Raw genomic sequence first — 17,191 nt, 5'->3', positions numbered from 1 at the left:
GTGCCCGGCCGGGGACGCCGTCCCGGCCAGCCCGGCGGCGGTGCCGGCGGCCAGCGCGAGGGAGCTGACCCCGATGAGGATGGCCCGAGGGGAAGCCATTGATAAACCTCCGTGAATGGTCGTCGAATTGCGTCCGCGAGGACGCCGTGAAGGGGGTTCGTTGATCGACGCCGGAGACATTAGGGATCACCGGGCGCCATTCGCAGACCCGGCGGCGAGGTTGGGACAACGAGACGGGGAGACGGCTGTGACCTGCTGAGACAGCGATCCGGACCGGCTCCGGACGGGACATCGGAACCCCGCTGGGACAGCACGCCGATCACCCTTCGCGGCGCGCCGGAAACGCTGGGCGACGATCGTTGTTCCGGCATTTCCCGCGAGGGAACTGGGCATAATGGGCGGCCGCGACAGGCCCTGGGCGCTGTCCGCCGCCCGCTGCCGGGCGGCGGCCTGACCTACAGGAGATGCACCGATGAGCCGAAGCCGCCCGCCGGCGCCGCTGCCCGACGACCTGCCGGACGCGGTGCGCGTCCTGCTCACCGAGCTGCGCGGCCTGAAGGAGGCGTCCGGGCACGACCTGCGCGCGCTGGAGCGCCGGACGCACGCCAGCAGGTCGTCGTGGAGCCGCTGGCTGGGCGGCGAGACGCCGATCCCCCGGTCCGCGGTGACGGCCCTCGCGCGGGTGTGCGGCGCCGACCGGCACCGCCTGGAGGCCCTCTGGGAGGTCGCCGACCACGCCCGCGCGTCGGCGCCGTCCGCGACGGCTGACGCGGCGCCGGAGGCGGCACCGGAGGCGGCGCCCGAGACGGCGCCCGAGACAGCGGACGCGGTGCCCGAGACGGCGCACGCCGATGAACGGGAGCCGGCGGGCGACACCGCCGGCCAGCCCGGCGCCCCCACCACGCCCGCAGAGCCGCTCTCAGCGCGGGAGCCCGCGCCCCCGCCCGCGGCGCGGAAGCGGGTTCCGCGAGGGCTGCTGATCGGAGCGGCGGTGGGATGCACCTTCGTCTCAGGCGCGGCCGGCGTCATCCTCGGGACGACCCTGCACACCAATGCTCAGGAGCCCGCGAGCGACGGCGGACGCCAGGCCGCGGCGCCCGCGCGCTCGACCCACGCGCCCGCTCGCACCGTCTACCGCCACGACGTCATCGCGCGCGCCGAAAGCTGGCACCCCCGCACGCGGCAGCGGGTCCCGTACGGCCAAGCGGCCAGCTACCAGGGCTACCGGGCGGACGGGTCCGGGTACGCCGCGATGGCGCTCGGCCTGCCCGCGCCCGGCCCCAACTCCGCGTCGCTGCTCGCGTCCTACTGCGACCGCGTGCCGCCCGCCCGGCTCGCCGCAGGCGACCTCGTCGTCAACGCGACCGGCGACGCCGGCACCCGCGAGGTCATGATCTTCGACCGCTGGACGGGCCGGGCCCGCGCCGCCTTCTGGGTCTACCAGCAGCGCCGCGGCTACGGCACCGACCACCTCGTCCGCCCGGCCCGGCTGACCGGCGACGGCCGGCACGTGGCCTGCCACCCGCGCGGCCTGCGGGACGACCCCGTCGGCTGACACGGCCCCGCTGGGCGCGGCCCGGCCGGGTGCGGCCCGGCCGCGAGGAGGCGCGGCTCAAGGGCCGGACGCGAAGCGCGCGTCAGAGGCGGGACGCCAGGTGCCCGACGAGGTCGGCGGCCGGGGTCTCGGCGGCGGCGCGGAAGGCGGTCCCGGCCCAGAGGTTGGGGATGTCCGGGTCGCCCTGCGCGGCGGCGGCCTTGCGCAGCGGCGACGTCACGTAGTGGACGTCCGGGTAGGCGGCGGGCGCGCCGGCGGAGTACTCGGCGAGGAAGCGGTTGACCAGGCCGCGCGCGGGACGTCCGCTGAACGCCCTGGTCATCGCGGTGGACGTGAAGCGCGGGTCGGCGAGCGCGGCCTTGTGCACGGCGCTCGCGCCGCTCTCCGGGCAGCGCAGGAACACCGTGCCGAGCTGGGCGGCGACGGCGCCGAGGGCGAGGACGCCGGCGACGTCGTCCGGCGTGCCGAGGCCGCCGGCGGCGATGACGGGGAGGTCCGTGACCGCGAGGACGTCGCGGAGCAGGTCGCGGAGCGCGAGCGCGCCGTCGAAGGTGTTGGTGAACGAGCCGCGGTGCCCGCCCGCCTCGGTGCCCTGCGCGCACAGCGCGTCGGCGGCGGACGCCAGCCGGGCCTCCTCGGCGGTGGTCACGGTGACGACGACGGTGGTGCCGCGCTCCTGGAAGGCGCGGACGACGGCGGCGTCCGGGCAGCCGAACGTGAAGCTCACGACGGCGGGCGGGTCCGCCAGCAGGACGGCGATCTTGGCGTCGTAGGCGTCGTCGCGGGCCCCCGGGGTGCCGGGTTCGACGCCGAGCCGCCGCGCCTCGGGCGCGAGGGCGTCCCGGTAGGCGGCGACGGCGGCGGGGTCGACGTCGTCGTGCGACGGCATGAAGACGTTGACGCCGAACGGGCGGGACGTCAGCGCCCGCGTCCGGTCGATGTCGGCGCGCACGGCGTCCGCCGTCTTGTAGCCGGCGCCGAGGAAGCCGAGCCCGCCCGCGTCCGACACGGCCGCGGCGAGCTCCGGCGTGGACGGGCCGCCCGCCATCGGCGCCTGGACGATCGGCAGGTCGGGAAGCCAGGATGCCGTCATATCGGTTCCCTTTCCGGGGCGTCGCGGATCAACCACCGCCCGCGCGGCCGCCGGGGGCGGCCCTTCCCGGGCTCGCGGCATGCGCCACGATCGGAAAGATAGCCGCGGGACACCGGCCGCGACCGCCGGGTTCAGCGAACGTGAACCGACCGAGAGGGACCAGGATGCGGGTGCTGCTGCACTACGACATGGACCACACCGAGCCCGGCCTGGACATCGTCTCCTGCTCCGAGCAGGACGACGCCCGCTTCCACGCGCTGCTGCCGGACACCGAGGTGATCTGGCACGTGCTGCGGCCGCTGACCGCCGCCGACATGGACCGGGCGCCGAAGCTGCGGCTGGTCCAGAAGCTCGGCACCGGGGTGAACACCATCGACCTGGACGCCGCCGCCGAGCGCGGGATCGCCGTCGCGAACATGCCGGGCCGCAACGCGCAGGCCGTCGCGGAGACGAGCCTGCTGCTGGCGCTCGCGGCGCTGCGCAAGCTGGTCGCTTTCGACGCGCGGACGCGGCGCGGCGAGGGCTGGCCCGCCGACCGGTCGCTGGCCGGCGGGGAGCTGCGGGGCCGGACGGTCGGGCTGCTCGGCGGCGGCGAGATCGCGGGGCTGCTGCGCGGGATGCTGGAGGCGGTCGGCGCCCGCGTCCTGTACACCTCGCGGCGCCCGCGCCGCGACGACCCGGCCTGGCGGGAGCTGGACGACCTGCTGCGGGCGAGCGACGTCCTGTCGGTGCACATCCCGCTGACCGACGAGACGCACCACCTGCTGGACGCCGAGCGGCTCGCGCTGCTGCCGCCCGGCGCGGTCGTGGTGAACACGGCGCGCGGCGCGGTGATCGACGAGTCGGCGCTGGTCGCGGCGCTGGAGTCCGGCCGGCTCGGCGGCGCCGGCCTGGACGTCTTCGAGCGCGAGCCGGTCGATCCGGGGAACCCGCTGCTCGCGCTCGACAACGTCGTCGTGATGCCGCACGTCGCGTGGCTCACCGGCGAGACGTGGGACCGGTACTTCGAGGTCGCGGCGGAGAACTGCCGCCGGCTCGCCTCCGGCCGCGACCTCCTCCACCGCGTGCGGTGACCCGCGGCGCCCCGCGGCGGGTCGCGGCGGCCCGCGGGTCAGCCGGGCAGGAGGACGGGCTTGACGACCTTCCCGGACGCGGCGTCCGCCTCGGCCTCGTTGATCCGGTCGAGCGGGTAGGTCGCGATGAGGCGGTCGAAGGGGAACAGGTCCCTGCGCCACAGGTCGATCATCTTCGGGATGAAGGTGTGCGGGACGGCGTCCCCCTCGATGATGCCCTTGACCGTCCGGCCCATGAGCAGCAGGTTCGGGTCGAGCCGGTACTCCTCGGAGCCGACGCCGACGAGACCGCAGACGCCGGTGGTGCGCAGCGCCGCGACGGCGGTCGACACCACGGACGGGACGGCGGTCGTGTCGAACGAGTACTGCACGCCCTCGCCGCCGGAAAGCGCCCGGATCCGGCCCGCGATGTCGTCGTCCGCGCCGTCGACCGTGTGCGTGGCGCCGAGCTCGCGGGCCAGGTCGAGGCGCGCGTCGTTCAGGTCGACCGCGACGATCGTGGTGGCGCCCGCGACCTTCGCGGCCATCACGGCGGCGAGCCCGACCGCGCCCGCGCCGAACACCGCGATACTGTCGCCGGCCCGGACGCCGAGGGAGATCAGCACGGACGCGGCGCCGGTCTGCACGCCGCAGCCGAGCGGCCCGAGCCTCTCGATCGGCACGTCCTTGGTCACCGGGACGACGTTCCGCACCGTGCCGAGGGCGTGCGACGCGAACGACGACTGCCCGAACCACCGGTTGCCGACCGCGTTCCCGCCGGCGTCCGTGGCGCGGGGCCGCCCGTCCAGCGGGACCGCGATCATGTTCAGCGCGGCCATCTGCGGGCACGCGCCGGGCACCGCGTCGCGGCAGTTCGCGCAGGACCCGCACGAGTCGAACGACATGACCACGTGGTCACCTTCGGTGACGCCGGTGACGTCCGGCCCCACCGCCTCGACCACGCCGGACCCCTCGTGCCCGAGGATCACCGGCTTCGCGACCAGGTCGCCCGGCACCCGCCCGAGCAGGTCGGTGTGGCACATCCCGACGCCCGCGATCCGGACGACGATCTCGCCCGGACCGGGGTCGGCGAGCTCGACGCGCTCGATCGTGTAGGGGGCGTCTGCGGCGCGCAGCACCGCGGCGTCGATCTGCACTGGGGCTCTCCTGTCAGGACGGCGGGTGTCAGGACGGCGGGTGCCGGGCGGCTGGTGCCAGGCGGGCCGGTATCGGGCGGCGGGTGTCAGTCCAGCGAGTAGCGGATGGGCAGCCGCTTCAGCCCGCCGACGAACGTGGTCGCGATGCTCTCCGCCGGACCCGCGAGCTCGATCGAGCGCAGCCGCGGCAGCAGCTCCTCGAAGAAGGCGCGGACCTCGATGCGGGCCAGCGCCGCGCCCAGGCAGTAGTGCACGCCGAACCCGAACGCCAGGTGCTTGTTCGGGTCGCGCCCGACGTCGAAGGAGAACGGGTCGTCGAACACGTCCTCGTCGCGGTTCGCCGACGGGTAGGACAGCAGCACCGCGTCGCCCTCCCGGATCGTCACGCCGCGCAGGTCGTAGTCGCGGGCCGCGGTCCGCATGAACTCCTTCACCGGGGTGACCCAGCGGATCATCTCGTCCACGGCGAGGGGCATCAGGCCCGGGTCGTCCGCGAGCCGCTTCCGCTGCTCGGGATGCTCGATGAGGGCCTGGAGGCCGCCCGCGATCGTCGCGCTGGTCGTGTCGTGCCCGGCCGTCGCGATGATGACGTAGTAGGACGCGGTGTCGAAGTCGTTCAGCGGCTCCCCGTCGATCCGCGCGTTCGCGATGGCGGACGCCAGGTCGTCGGTCGGGTGCTTGCGGCGCTCCTCCGTCAGCCCCTGGAAGTAGGCGAAGAAGTCCAGCAGGACCTGCAGCTTCTCCTCGTTCGTCTGGCCGCGCTGCAGCTCGTCGTCGTCCCCGCCGAACAGCTCCTGCGTCAGCTTCAGCATCCGGTCGAAGTCGCTCTCCGGCAGGCCGAGCAGCGACAGGATGACGTACAGCGGGAAGTGCACCGCGACCTGCCGGGCGAAGTCGCACTCGCCGCCGAGCTCCACCATCCGGTCGACGTACCGCTTCGCCAGCTCCTTCACGCGCGGTTCGAGCGCCCGCATCGCGCGCGGCCGGAACCAGTCCGCGCCGATCGCCCGGATCACCCGGTGGTCGGGGTTGTCCATGTGGATCAGCGTGCGCAGCGCGATGCCCTGCTCCGCGCGCTCCCGGTTCAGCTCGTCGAACTCGGCGGTGGCGAGCAGCGGCCGCGGCCCGTTCAGGAAGATCTCGTGGTTCCGCTCGATCTCCATCACGTCGGCGTGCTTCGTGACCGCCCAGAAGGGGTTGTAGTCCGGCGGCTCCACCCACTGCACCGGCGCCTCCCGCCGGAGCAGCGCGAGCGCCTCGTGCAGCCGGGCCTCATCGGCGTACGCCTTCGGGTCGGCGAGCGCCCGGCCCGCCTCGTCCACGCTCAGGGTCATACCGCTCCTTCGGGTCGTCGGTGTCGAGCTTAGAACGGCGCGCCCCGGACCGTAAGTACAGGGTTACTCCCAGGGCGGCGCCGGGTCAGGTGACCTGGAAGGCGGCGATCGCCGAACCGTGGCGGATCGCGAACACGTCTCCAGCGGTCTCGACGGAGCGGTACGGGTTCCCGCCCTCGTCCGCGGGGAGCGGATACTCCCAGCGCCGCTTCCCCGTGCCCGCCTCCCAGCCGTGCACGGCGGGACGCTCCCTGTCGAGGTCCACGGCGAGCAGCAGATCCGCGCAGATCGCGAGGCGCCCGAGCGTCCCGCCCGCCTCCACCTGCCAGCGCGGCGCGCCGGTGCGCGCGTCGAGCGCGGTAAGGCGGGGCAGCGTGACGAAGACGTCGCCGCCCCGGACGGCGGCCCGCCCGTCCCTCCCGGTGGCGAACGCCCAGCGCCGGCGCCCGGTCGCGGCGTCCAGCGCGTACAGGTAGCCGCCTGACACGTAGACGGCGTCCCCGGCCGCGATCACCGGCCGGCCCCCGGCGGCGGCGTCGGTCGGGACCCGCCACCGCTCGGTGCCGTCCGCGACCGCGTGGGCGTGCACGGTCCCGGTCCGGTCGGTCCGGAACACCAGGCCCCCGGCGGGCGGGACGGTGACCATGTCGTCCTCCACACCCTCCCCCCGGTGCGACCAGAGGACCTTCCGCGCCGCCGCGTCGACCGCGATCAGGGCGCGGCCGGCGGCGGAGGACCTGCAGAAGACCACCGGACCCTGCGCTCCCCACACGAAACCCGGTTCGAGGCCGCCGGGCAGGTCGATCGTCGCCCGGACGGCGCCGGTGGCCGGGTCGAGGGCGCGCAGCGGGGCGCCGCCGTTCAGCGACCCGAGCGCGGCGTACACGGCGCCGCCGGACGCCGCGACGGGCGGCCGGGCCCACTCCTCGCCGGGCCCGTCCGCGAGCAGCACCTTGCCCTTGCGCCACCGCCGCCGCCCCGTGCGCAGGTCGAGCCCGACCAGGTCCGCGGAGAACATGCCGGTGGTGTAGAGCACCAGGCCGCCCGCGATCGCGATGCCGTCCGGGTCTTCGGCTCGCGCGCTCCAGAGCGGGCGGGGGGTGGTCTTCGCCTTGGCCGACGGCCGGGGCCGGGGCGCCGAGCCGCCGCGGGACGCGAGGGCGATCGCGCCGCCCGCCACCGCCGCGACCCCGGCGGCCGCCAGCCCCGCCAGCAGCCACCGGCGGCCGACCCCTCCGCCACCGGACGTGCCGTCCCCGCCACCGGACGGGCCGTCCCCGGCGTCCGCGGCGTCCGCGAGCCACTCCGCCACCTCGGCCGCGACCGGGTCCGGCAGCCAGTGCCGCGCCGGAGCCGGAGCCGCCCCCGGGGCGGCATCGGGTTCAGGGAGGAACAGCGCGGGCAGCCGGCCGACGGGCGGCCGCCGCTCCGGTTCGCGTTGCAGGCAGGCGGCCAGGACGTCGCGGAGCGGTCCCGGCAGCCCGGCCAGGTCGGGGTCCTCGTGACCGACCCGGTAGAGCAGCACCTCCAGGCGGGCGTCGCCGAACGGCGGGCGGCCGGTCGCGGCGAAGGCGAGGGTCGCGCCGAGCGAGAACACGTCGGACGCCGGGCCCGCCTCGTCCGCGGCGGCCTGCTCGGGCGAGAGGTACCCGGCCGAGCCGACGACCGCCCCGGCGGCCGTCAGCGCCGCGTCGTCCACCGCCCGGCTGACGCCGAAGTCGATCAGCCGCGGCCCGTCGGCCGCCAGCAGGACGTTGGACGGCTTGAGGTCGCGGTGCACGAGCCCCGCCGCGTGCACGGCGGCCAGCGCCTCGGCGAGCCCGGCCCCGAGCGCGCGGACCGTGCCCTCCGGCAGCGGGCCGTGCCGCAGCACCGCGTCCCGCAGCGACGGCCCGGGCACGTACGCGGTGGCGAGCCACGGCGGCGATCCGTCCGGGTCGGCGTCGACGACGGGCGCGGTGAAGGCCCCCGCCACCCGGCGCGCGGCGTCGATCTCCCGCCGGAACCGCGCGCGGAACGCCGGGTCGTCGGCGTACTCGGCGTGGACGGCCTTCACGGCGAGCAGCCGCCCGGCGCGGGAGCGCGCGAGGTAGACCCTCCCCATCCCGCCCTGCCCCAGCCGCCCGACGAGGCGGTGCGGCCCGAGCGTCTCCGGGTCCTCGGGGCGCAGCGGCTCCGTCATCTCCACTCGGGTCCTCTCCGCGTCGGCCGTCATCCTCGGAACACCAGCAGCCGCCTGCCGTCGAAGGCGTACACGCGGGCGCCGTCGGTCCGCACGTCCCACTCGGTCTCGGCGTCGTTGGGGACGCGGTACATCCAGCGGACGCGGCCGCCGCCGGGGTCCAGCACCGCCAGCCCGGCGCCGGCCCCGGCCCGGGCCTGCGCGTCATCGGGGGCGAGCGGCACGGCGACCAGCGCCGGGGACCACGGCGGCGTCGCGGCGGCCGGGGCGGCGGGCAGCCGGGTGCGCCACCGGACGCTCCCCGTGCGCGCGTCCAGGCCGATCGCGGTGGGGCCGTCGGCGACGCACACCAGGTCCCCGGCGGCCGCGAGGACGGTCGGCAGGAGCCGGCCCAACCCTCCGGCGGTCCACAGCCGCGCTCCCGTGCCGCTAGCGAACGCCATGAGCGTGCCGGCCCCGGGGACCAGCACGGCCGACTCGGACACCTGGAGGGACGGCGGGTCCTCGGCCAGCGGCGTCCGCCACATCCGCCTCCCCGTCGCCGCGTCGACCGCCAGCACGGCGCCCTTCCCGGCCGCCAGCAGGCGGCCCGCCGCCAGCACGGGCGGGAGCCGGGACGCCACCTCCAGCCGCCACCGCGTCCGCCCGCCCGGCACCTCGAAGGCCCGGACGGACGCCGGGCCCCCGCCCGTGGGGTACCGGCGGCCGATCATGAGCGTGCCCGCGACGCCGACCACGTCGTCGCCGGGGCCCAGGGGAAGGCGGTCACCGGCGACCCGCCACCGGCGCTCGCCGGTGGCGGCGTCGAACGCCAACAGCTCGCCGTTCCGCGCCAGGCCGTACACCGTCCCGCCGGAGACCTCGACGTGGCCGATCCCGGCGTCCACGCGGACCGCCCATCGCCGGGCGCCCGTGGCGGCGTCCAGGCACGTGAGCCCGGACGCCTCGCCGAGCAGGACCGCGCCGCCGCTCACGGCGGCGGGCAGGTCCGGCGACGGATCGTCCAGCGCCGGGGTGTAGGTCCAGAGCGGGCGCGGCCCCTGGGGCGCGCCGACGGCCGCGGAGCGCGGGCCGCGCGGCCGGTCGGAGCCCCGGTCGTGCAGCAGCCATCCGGTGACGCCCGCCGCCGCGGCGGCTCCCGCGGCGGCACCGGCCACGACCAGGAAGCGGCGGCGGCCGGGAGGGTCCGGCAGGACACGCGTCGGCGACGGCTCGCGCACCGTCGGCGCGTCGTCCCCGGCCGCCCCCGGGTGCGTCGGGCTCCCGTCCGGGACGGGCGGGACGAGGGGCGGCGCGGCGAGCAGGGCGGACGCCTCGCCCGCCCGCGCGGCGATCTCCGCGCGGACCGGCGCGGGCCACCACTCCACCGGATCGGCCCCGCCGAGCCGCTCGACCAGCTCCTCCGGGGACGGGCGCCGGCCGGGATCCTTGTCCAGGCACGCGGCCACCACGGGCCGCAGGCCGTCCGGCACGCCGTCCAGTCGCGGGTCCGCCCCGACGACGCGGGCGAGCACGGCCGGGACCGCCCCGGTGCCGAACGGCGGCGTGCCGGTCGCGGCGTACACCAGCACGCCGCCCAGCGCGAACACGTCGGCGGCGGGCCCCGCGCGGCGTCCCGAGGCGACCTGCTCGGGCGCCATGAACGCCGGGGACCCGACCAGCGCGCCGCTGCGGGTGACCGCCGTGCCGTCCAGCGCCCGGCTGATCCCGAAGTCGATGACCCGGGGGCCGTCGGCGGCGAGCAGCACGTTCGCGGGCTTGAGGTCGCGGTGGACGAGCCCCGCCGCGTGCACCGCCGCCAGCGCCTCGGCGAGCGCGGCGCCGAGGACGCGCACGACCGGCTCCTCCAGCGGGCCGTGCGCCCGCACCGCGTCGCTCAGCGGGGGCCCGGCGACGAACGCGGTCGCCAGCCACGGCGGATCCGCCGAGGGGTCGGCGTCCAGGACGGGCGAGGTGAAGGCGCCGCCGACCGCGCGAGCCGCCGCGACCTCGCGCTGGAACCGCGCCAGGAACGCCGGATCGCCGGACAGCTCGGGACGCACCACCTTGACGGCCGCGGCGCGCGCCCCCGGGGACCGCCCCAGGTAGACGCGGCCCATCCCGCCGCTGCCGAGCACCGCCAGCAACCGGTACGGTCCGACCCGCGCGGGATCGTGCGCGCCCAGGCTCTTCAACCGGCTGTCCACCGGCCGACATGATAGAGCGATCCGGGCATTCCGCGGCGGCCTTCGCGCCCGCCTCCCGCCCGTTCCGCGGCGGGCGCGGCGGGCGGGCGCGGCGGCGAGCGCCGCGGCGCGGGCACCGTCAGCCCAGGTCGCCGAAATCCCCGTGGCGGCCGTGGCCCGCGCTGAACCTCCCGGCGCCGTCGAGCGCGTCCCGCAGGGAGCCGAGGCCGTGCCGGTACTCGACGGCGAGCGCCTCCTCCTCCGGCAGGCCCTCCGCGTCCAGGACGGACATGCGGTCGTTGCGCAGGCACGCCTGCGGGAAGCGGGCGAGGTCCGCCGCCAGCTCCTCCGCCGCCTCCCGAGACGTCCCCGGCGGGACGAGCCGGTTCGCGAGGCCGATGTCGAACGCCTCCCGCGCGCCGACCGGACGGCCCGTGAGGATCAGGTCCATGGCGCGGCTCGTCCCGATCAGCCGCGGCAGCCGGACCGTCCCGCCGTCCACCAGCGGGACGCCCCAGCGGCGGCAGTACACGCCGAACGTCGCGTCCTCCTCGACGACCCGCAGGTCGCACCAGAGCGCCAGCTCCAGGCCGCCCGCGACCGCGTGCCCCGCGACGGCCGCGACCACCGGCTTCGACAGCCGCATCCGCGTGCAGCCGAGCGGGCCGTCGGCGGGCGGCGCGTCCACGCGCGGGCTCCGCTCCGTGCCGATCGACTTCAGGTCGGCGCCCGCGCAGAACGTCCCGCCCTCGCCCCACAGGACGGCGACGCTCGCGTCCGGGTCGGCGTCGAACGCCCGGAACGCCGCCGCGAGCCCGTCCGCCACCGCCCCGTCCACGGCGTTGCGCGCCTCCGGACGGGACATGATCACGGTCGTCACGGGCCCGCGGCGCTCGCTCCTGACGCGCATGTCACTCCTCCACGCGGACGAACGCGCCGTCCGCCAGGTCCTTGAAGCGTTCGAGGTCCTCCGCCGGCGCGTCGATCGCCCGCAGCGGGCCCGCGTCGGCGAGGTGCCTCCGAGCGTAGAGGCGCGCGACGAGCGCCTTGCGGTCGGCGCCGGAGTCGGCGCGCTCCCAGCCGGCCTGCTCCAGCAGCAGCGCCGCCGCGTACACGTCGGCCATGTACTGGGCGAGCGGGTACAGGCGCGCCTCCGCCGTCGCCCGGTCGAGGCCGCGCCACTTCCCGATCGCCTCGCGGAGGTGCCCGATCCGCGCGTTCACCAGCTCGGCGGTCGCGTCGTCGCCGCCGGGGGCGCTCGCGACGGCCTCGGTGAGCCGGTCGAGGAACGGCTCGTGCGCGTCGTCGCGTTCGATGGCGCGGCGGACGTCCAGGCAGAGGATGTTGTCGCCGCCCTCCCAGATCGGGTTGACCTGCGCGTCCCGCAGGATGCGGGCGACCGGCCACTGCTCGATGTACCCGTTGCCGCCGTGGATCTCGATCGCGTCGCTCGCCGCCGTCACACCGAGCCGCGCCGCGCGCAGCTTGATGAGCGCCGCGCCCACACGCAACCGCGGCCTGCCCAGGTACCCGTCGAACACCAGCGCCTGGACGGCCTCCGTCTCCACGATCATCTCGGCGAGCTTGCGCCGCATCAGCGGCTGCTCGTCCAGCGACGCCCCGAACGCCTCGCGCGCCCGCGTGTAGCAGAGCGACTCCACCAGCGACCGGCGCGCGCAGCCGAGCCCCATCATCGCGATGCCGAGCCGGGCGCCGTTCGTCAGCTCCATCATCCGCGCGAGGCCCTTGCCGTCCCCGCCCTCGCCCGCGCTCGACGCCGGGGCCAGCAGGAACGCCTCCGCGTCCGTGAACTCGATCTCCGCGGACGCCACCGACCGGGTGCCGAGCTTGTCCTTCAGCCGGCGGATCCGCACCCCGTTGCGCGTCCCGTCCCGCCGCTCCCGCAGCACCAGGAACGGCGCGATGCCGCGCACCCCGTCCACCGCGCCCTCGGGCTTGGCGAGGACGACGAACGCCGACCCGTTCGCGTTCGACGCGAACCACTTGAACCCGTTGAGCCGCCACGCGTCGCCGTCCCGCGTCGCCGTCGACTCCAGCGCCCCGAGGTCGGAGCCGCCCGACCGCTCGGTGAGCATCTGCGCGGCCTCGCCGGAGAACGCACCCTCGGCGAACAGCGCGCGGACGCGCTCCTTCACCTCGTCCGGCGCGAACAGCTCGGTGAGCCCGACGACCATGTCCCCGCCGGTGCCGAGCGCGCACGCCATGCCGATGTCGGCCTGGTCGAGCAGGTAGCTCCAGGCGACGCCGAGCGGCGCCGGGTCCACGCCGTTCGCCTTCGCCTCCGCGACGAAGGCGGGCCGGGTGAACGACGTCGCCACCAGCTCCCGCCGGGCCGCCTCGAACGACCCCGGCATGACGACCTCGCTGACGTCGCGCCCCCACCGGTCGTACTTCTCCAGCCGCGGCGGGTTCCGGTCGGTCTCCTCCGCCCACGCGTTGACCGGGCCGCCCATGAGCGCGCCCAGCCCGCGGAGCCGGGGCTCGGCCCAGCCGAAGCCGTCGCCGAGGTGGCGCCGCATCAGGAACCGCAGCGTCGGGTCGCAGTCGTACCAGTTGAGGCCCGCCGCCCCCTGGTAGCGCTCCGTCGCGTACCGGCGGGCCTTGTCCGCGCCGCCGAAGGGGAGCCGGTCGAACGGCTCGATCAGGTAAGAGGCCATGCCCCGGACATTACGCTTCCATTTCACGTGATGGAAGACTGTAATCTCACCGGTGACCGCACCCGGACCGCCCGCTCCGCCGGGCCCGCACCGGCTAAAGTCCGCAGCAGCCATGGACACGCCGAACATCCGCCCGCTCACGGCACGCTCCGTCGTGCTGAGCACCCTGCTGGGCGTCCATCCGCCCCGCCTCGCCGCCCGCCACCTCGTCCGCGTCGGCGACCTGTTCGGCATCGCCGAGGGCACCGTCCGCGTCGCGCTCTCCCGCATGGTCACCTCCGGCGACCTCGTCCAGACCGACGGCCGGTACGCCCTCACCGACCGGCTCCTGGAACGCCAGGCCCGCCAGGACGAGAGCCGCCGCCCCCGCACCCGCCCCTGGGACGGCGCCTGGGAGATCGCCGTCATCACCGCCGAGCGCCGCCCCGCCGCCGACCGCGCCGCGCTCCGCCAGGCCATGTCCGCGCTCCGCCTCGCCGAACTGCGCGAGGGCACCTGGCTGCGCCCCGCCAACCTCGACCGGCCGCGCCCCGGCACCGTCGTCCGCCAGTGCACCTTCCTCGAAGGCCGCCCCGAGCAGGACCCCGCCGCCCTCGCCCGGACCCTCTGGGACCTCGACGGCTGGGCCGCCACCGCCGAGGCGCTCCGCGCCGCCCTCGCCGGCGCCGACGGCATCGCCGAGCGCTTCACCCTCGCGGCCGCCGCCCTCCGCCACCTGCTCCGCGACCCGATCCTGCCGCCCGAACTCCTCCCGCCCGGCTGGCCCGGCGACGCCCTCCGCGGCGGCTACGAGACCTTCGAGACCGACTTCGCCCGGCTCCTCACCAGCGAACTCCAACCCTGACCGCCGCGCCCGCCGCCCCCGCCGCGCCCGCCGCGCCCGCGGAGCCCGCTCACGGCGCCGCGAGCACCCGGAACCCCGCGTCGACCGGGATGCGCGCGCCCGCCACCGCGGGCAGCGACCCGTCCGCCACCGCGGCGATCACCGCCGCCACGTCGTCCGGCTCCACCATCCGCCCCAGCACGGACCGTCCGGCCAGCGCCTCCTCCATCTCCGGCGTCCGCGCGGCCGACGACCCCTCGGTGCGCACCGCCGCCGGCGCGACCACGTTGACCGCCACCGGGCTCGCCTCCGCCGCCACATGCCGCGCGAACGCGTCCAGCGCCGCCTTCGCCGTCGTGTGCGCGCCGGTCATCGGCCGCGTGAGGTCGGCGCTGAGGCTCGACACGTAGACGATCCGCCCGTGCTCCGGCATGTCCGGCAGGACGGCCTGGGTCACGTGGTACGCGGCGGCCAGCTCGCCCTCCACCTTCCCGATGAACGCCTCCCACGGCAGCGACCGCACCGGCCCGAACGACGGATCGATGTTCGCGTTGCACACCAGGGCGGTGACCGGTCCGCACGCGGCCACGAGCGCCGCCACCTCGGCCGGGTCCCGGACGTCGGCGCGGATCGCCGTCCCGCCCGTCTCCGCGGCGACGGCCTCCGCCGACGCCCGGTCGCGGTGGTAGTTGACGACCACGCGGTATCCGCGGCGGGCGAGTTCCCTTGCGGTGGCGGCGCCGATGCCACGGCCCCCACCGGTCACGAGTGCGACTGGTTCCATGCCGCCCACGCTAGGAGAGGCGGCTAACCTTTCGAAAGTACGTACCGAAAGGTAAGCCCATGCGCCGAGAGTAGGTGCCCTGATGGACGACGTCTTCCGGCGCGACTGCCCCGCAAGGGTGGTCCTCGACCACGTGACCCGCCGGTGGGGCATCCTCGTCCTCACCGCGCTCGACTCCTCCGACCTGCGCTTCTACGAGCTCCGCGACCGCATCGAGGGCGTCAGCGAGAAGATGCTGTCGCAGACCCTCCGCACCCTCGTCCGCGACGGCCTCGTCCTGCGCACGGTGGAGCCGACCGTCCCGCCCTCGGTCACCTACGCCCTCACCCCGCTGGGCCGCGGCATCACCGTCCCCCTCCGCGGCCTGACCGGCTGGATCCGCGAGCACGCCGCCGAGATCATCACCGCCCAGCACACCTACGACGCCGCCACCGACCCGGCCGCCGGCGGGTTCGCGGGGCGCCGCGGGGGCACATGATCTGCCGTGGCGACGGCGCCTGGGAGGTGGCTGCATGCCTTCGGTCCTGGACGGGATGGTCCGGCGGAAGCCGATCGAGCAGATCGAGGACGAGTCGGGGAGCGCGGGCCTGACCCGGACGCTCGGGTTGTGGCAGCTGACCGCGATCGGGGTCGGCGGCATCATCGGCGCGGGGATCTTCTCGCTGGCCGGGGCCGTGGCGAACGAGAAGGCCGGGCCGGCGGTGCTGATCTCGTTCCTCGTCGCCGGGGTGGCGAGCGCGGCGGCGGCGTTCTCGTACGCCGAGTTCGCGGGGCTGATCCCTAAGGCGGGGTCGGCGTACACCTACGGGTACGCGGTGCTCGGCGAGTTCACCGGCTGGGCGATCGGGTGGGACCTGCTGCTGGAGTACACCGCGATCGTGGCGGTGGTCGCGATCGGGATATCCGGGTACTTCGACGACCTGCTCGGGTTCATGCACGTCCATCTGCCGCTGTGGATGAGCGGCGCGCCGGGGACCGAGCCGAAGGACGTGGCGGGCGGCAGCTACAAGGTCAACCTGTTCGCGGCGCTGCTGTGCCTGCTGATCGCGTGGGTGCTGAACCTCGGGATGCGCAGCGCGGCGCGGTTCGAGACGGTACTGGTGTACCTGAAGGTCGCGATCGTCCTGCTGGTGATCGTGGTCGGCGTCTTCAAGATCCGGAGCGGGAACTACTCGCCGTTCTTCCCGTTCGGCCTGTCCGGCGCGTTCACCGGGGCCGCGACGGTCTTCTTCGCCGTCTTCGGCTACGACGCGATGAGCACCGCGGCGGAGGAGTCGCGGGAGGCGCGCAAGCACATGCCGAAGGCGATCATCTACTCGCTGGCGATCTCGATGGTGCTGTACGTGCTGGCCTGCCTGGTGCTGACCGGGATGGTCGACTACCGGGAGATCAACCCGAACGCCGCGTTCTCCTCGGCGTTCAAGTCGGTCGGGCTGGACACCGTCGGGATCGTCATCGCGGTCGGCGCGATCCTGGGCGTGCTGACGGTGCTGTTCACGTTCATGATGGGCGCGACGCGGGTGTGGTTCTCGATGAGCCGGGACGGGCTGCTGCCCGGCTGGTTCGCGAGGACGCACCCGACGCGGCACGTCCCGACGCGGATCACCTGGATCCTGGGGCTCGGGTCGGCGCTGATCGCGGGGTTCCTGCCGATCGCGGAGGCGGCGGAGCTCACCAACATCGGGATCCTGCTGGCGTTCATCGTGGTGTGCGTCGCGGTGATCGTGCTGCGCTACCGGCGCCCCGACCTGCCGCGCGAGTTCCGGACGCCGGGGATGCCGGTGGTGCCCGCCGTCGGGGTCGTCTTCTCGGTCTGGCTGATCACGTTCCTGCAGTGGCAGACCTGGGTGCGGTTCGTGGTGTGGTTCCTGATCGGCTGCGCGGTCTACTTCGCCTACAGCCGGCGCCATTCCCTGCTGAACCGGCGCTGACCGGCGCCGGACGCCGTCACGCGACGACGAGCTTGGCCATCTCCGTGCGCATCGGCTCGGCGATCGGCACGGGACGGCGGGTCTCCCGGTCGACGAAGACGTGCACGAAGTGGCCCTCGGCGATGAGCGCGTCGTCGGACGCCCGGTACATGCCGATCTCCCAGCGGACGCTGGACGTGCCGAGCTTGCCGACGCGGAGGCCGAGCCGGATCGTGTCCGGGAACGACACCTCGGCCTTGTACTGGCAGTGCGACTCCACGCACAGCGCGATCGACGGCGCGTCCAGCGGCGCGAACCCCGCCTTGCCGATCATCCACTCGTTGATGGCGGTGTCCATCAGCGAGTAGTGCACGGCGTTGTTGACGTGGCCGTAGACGTCGTTGTCCTTCCAGCGCGTCGGCACGCTGACCTGGTGGGGGTAGTCGCTCATCACGCGC

14 protein-coding genes are annotated in these 17,191 nt (G+C 75.6%); 5 read left to right on the top strand and 9 right to left on the bottom strand.

Features of this window, described 5'->3' with window-relative positions; all coding sequences use genetic code 11:
• Window positions 1-472 precede the first annotated feature (472 nt).
• Entirely contained in the window at window positions 473-1,555 is a 1,083-nt protein-coding gene (locus ABZ914_RS08895) for a helix-turn-helix domain-containing protein (protein WP_500192469.1), read from the top strand.
• An 82-nt stretch (window positions 1,556-1,637) separates the two neighbouring features.
• Here the strand turns inward: ABZ914_RS08895 and ABZ914_RS08890 are convergent, their stop codons facing one another.
• Window positions 1,638-2,648, bottom strand: coding sequence for a nitronate monooxygenase (locus tag ABZ914_RS08890; RefSeq protein ID WP_500192468.1), 1,011 nt, complete (start codon window positions 2,646-2,648; stop codon window positions 1,638-1,640).
• Window positions 2,649-2,788: 140 nt separating this feature from the next.
• Here ABZ914_RS08890 and ABZ914_RS08885 point away from each other — a divergent pair, with 140 nt between their 5' ends.
• On the top strand, window positions 2,789-3,721 hold the full coding sequence (locus tag ABZ914_RS08885) for a 2-hydroxyacid dehydrogenase (RefSeq protein ID WP_347256955.1): 933 nt from the start codon (window positions 2,789-2,791) through the stop codon (window positions 3,719-3,721).
• A 38-nt stretch (window positions 3,722-3,759) separates the two neighbouring features.
• On the opposite strand, the gene ABZ914_RS08880 is transcribed toward ABZ914_RS08885, so the two are convergent.
• From ABZ914_RS08880 to ABZ914_RS08855, 6 genes are all read right to left on the bottom strand, one after another.
• A complete protein-coding gene (locus ABZ914_RS08880) occupies window positions 3,760-4,857 on the bottom strand; it encodes an NAD(P)-dependent alcohol dehydrogenase (protein WP_500192467.1) in 1,098 nt (365 codons plus the stop codon).
• A gap of 86 nt (window positions 4,858-4,943) precedes the next feature.
• Entirely contained in the window at window positions 4,944-6,191 is a 1,248-nt protein-coding gene (locus tag ABZ914_RS08875) for a cytochrome P450 (RefSeq protein WP_500192466.1), read from the bottom strand.
• A gap of 85 nt (window positions 6,192-6,276) precedes the next feature.
• A complete protein-coding gene (locus ABZ914_RS08870; RefSeq protein ID WP_500192465.1) occupies window positions 6,277-8,373 on the bottom strand; it encodes a protein kinase domain-containing protein in 2,097 nt (698 codons plus the stop codon).
• 29 nt (window positions 8,374-8,402) lie between these two features.
• Window positions 8,403-10,559 (bottom strand): outer membrane protein assembly factor BamB family protein, encoded by a 2,157-nt coding sequence (locus ABZ914_RS08865; RefSeq protein ID WP_500192464.1) that lies wholly within the window; start codon window positions 10,557-10,559, stop codon window positions 8,403-8,405.
• Between the two features lie 118 nt (window positions 10,560-10,677).
• Window positions 10,678-11,448, bottom strand: coding sequence for a crotonase/enoyl-CoA hydratase family protein (locus tag ABZ914_RS08860; RefSeq protein ID WP_500192463.1), 771 nt, complete (start codon window positions 11,446-11,448; stop codon window positions 10,678-10,680).
• A 1-nt stretch (window position 11,449) separates the two neighbouring features.
• The gene (locus ABZ914_RS08855) at window positions 11,450-13,216 is read right to left on the bottom strand and encodes an acyl-CoA dehydrogenase family protein (protein ID WP_500192462.1); all 1,767 of its coding nucleotides are present in this window, start codon (window positions 13,214-13,216) and stop codon (window positions 11,450-11,452) included.
• A gap of 112 nt (window positions 13,217-13,328) precedes the next feature.
• Between ABZ914_RS08855 and ABZ914_RS08850 the strand changes: the two genes are divergently transcribed.
• Window positions 13,329-14,060: a PaaX family transcriptional regulator C-terminal domain-containing protein gene (locus tag ABZ914_RS08850; RefSeq protein WP_500192461.1), complete on the top strand. Its 732-nt coding sequence runs from the start codon at window positions 13,329-13,331 to the stop codon at window positions 14,058-14,060.
• A 49-nt stretch (window positions 14,061-14,109) separates the two neighbouring features.
• Here the strand turns inward: ABZ914_RS08850 and ABZ914_RS08845 are convergent, their stop codons facing one another.
• Window positions 14,110-14,823, bottom strand: coding sequence for an SDR family oxidoreductase (locus ABZ914_RS08845; protein WP_500192460.1), 714 nt, complete (start codon window positions 14,821-14,823; stop codon window positions 14,110-14,112).
• 82 nt (window positions 14,824-14,905) lie between these two features.
• On the opposite strand from ABZ914_RS08845, the gene ABZ914_RS08840 reads away from it, so the two are divergent.
• Together ABZ914_RS08840 and ABZ914_RS08835 are read left to right on the top strand one after the other, a co-directional pair.
• Window positions 14,906-15,301, top strand: a complete 396-nt coding sequence (locus tag ABZ914_RS08840; RefSeq protein ID WP_500192459.1) for a winged helix-turn-helix transcriptional regulator — start codon at window positions 14,906-14,908, stop codon at window positions 15,299-15,301.
• Window positions 15,302-15,335: 34 nt separating this feature from the next.
• A complete protein-coding gene (locus tag ABZ914_RS08835; protein ID WP_500192458.1) occupies window positions 15,336-16,754 on the top strand; it encodes an amino acid permease in 1,419 nt (472 codons plus the stop codon).
• Between the two features lie 16 nt (window positions 16,755-16,770).
• Here ABZ914_RS08835 and ABZ914_RS08830 read toward each other — a convergent pair whose 3' ends face one another.
• Window positions 16,771-17,184, bottom strand: coding sequence for an acyl-CoA thioesterase (locus tag ABZ914_RS08830; RefSeq protein WP_190863522.1), 414 nt, complete (start codon window positions 17,182-17,184; stop codon window positions 16,771-16,773).
• Window positions 17,185-17,191: the final 7 nt, after the last annotated feature.

Source organism: Spirillospora sp. NPDC046719 (assembly GCF_040645715.1).
Taxonomy (GTDB): Bacteria; Actinomycetota; Actinomycetes; order Streptosporangiales; family Streptosporangiaceae; genus Spirillospora.
Note: the sequence above shows the minus strand (reverse complement) of the source record. Positions and strands in the feature narration are given on the sequence as shown.

Bases quoted from the DNA above. Each gene is read 5' to 3' on its own strand.
- ABZ914_RS08895 (WP_500192469.1), top strand. From the start codon at position 473: ATGAGCCGAAGCCGCCCGCCGGCGCCGCTGCCCGACGACCTGCCGGAC.
- ABZ914_RS08890 (WP_500192468.1), bottom strand. From the start codon at position 2,648: ATGACGGCATCCTGGCTTCCCGACCTGCCGATCGTCCAGGCGCCGATG.
- ABZ914_RS08875 (WP_500192466.1), bottom strand. From the start codon at position 6,191: ATGACCCTGAGCGTGGACGAGGCGGGCCGGGCGCTCGCCGACCCGAAG.
- ABZ914_RS08870 (WP_500192465.1), bottom strand. From the start codon at position 8,373: ATGACGGAGCCGCTGCGCCCCGAGGACCCGGAGACGCTCGGGCCGCAC.
- ABZ914_RS08860 (WP_500192463.1), bottom strand. From the start codon at position 11,448: ATGCGCGTCAGGAGCGAGCGCCGCGGGCCCGTGACGACCGTGATCATG.
- ABZ914_RS08855 (WP_500192462.1), bottom strand. From the start codon at position 13,216: ATGGCCTCTTACCTGATCGAGCCGTTCGACCGGCTCCCCTTCGGCGGC.
- ABZ914_RS08850 (WP_500192461.1), top strand. From the start codon at position 13,329: ATGGACACGCCGAACATCCGCCCGCTCACGGCACGCTCCGTCGTGCTG.
- ABZ914_RS08845 (WP_500192460.1), bottom strand. From the start codon at position 14,823: ATGGAACCAGTCGCACTCGTGACCGGTGGGGGCCGTGGCATCGGCGCC.
- ABZ914_RS08840 (WP_500192459.1), top strand. From the start codon at position 14,906: ATGGACGACGTCTTCCGGCGCGACTGCCCCGCAAGGGTGGTCCTCGAC.
- ABZ914_RS08835 (WP_500192458.1), top strand. From the start codon at position 15,336: ATGCCTTCGGTCCTGGACGGGATGGTCCGGCGGAAGCCGATCGAGCAG.
- ABZ914_RS08830 (WP_190863522.1), bottom strand. From the start codon at position 17,184: ATGAGCGACTACCCCCACCAGGTCAGCGTGCCGACGCGCTGGAAGGAC.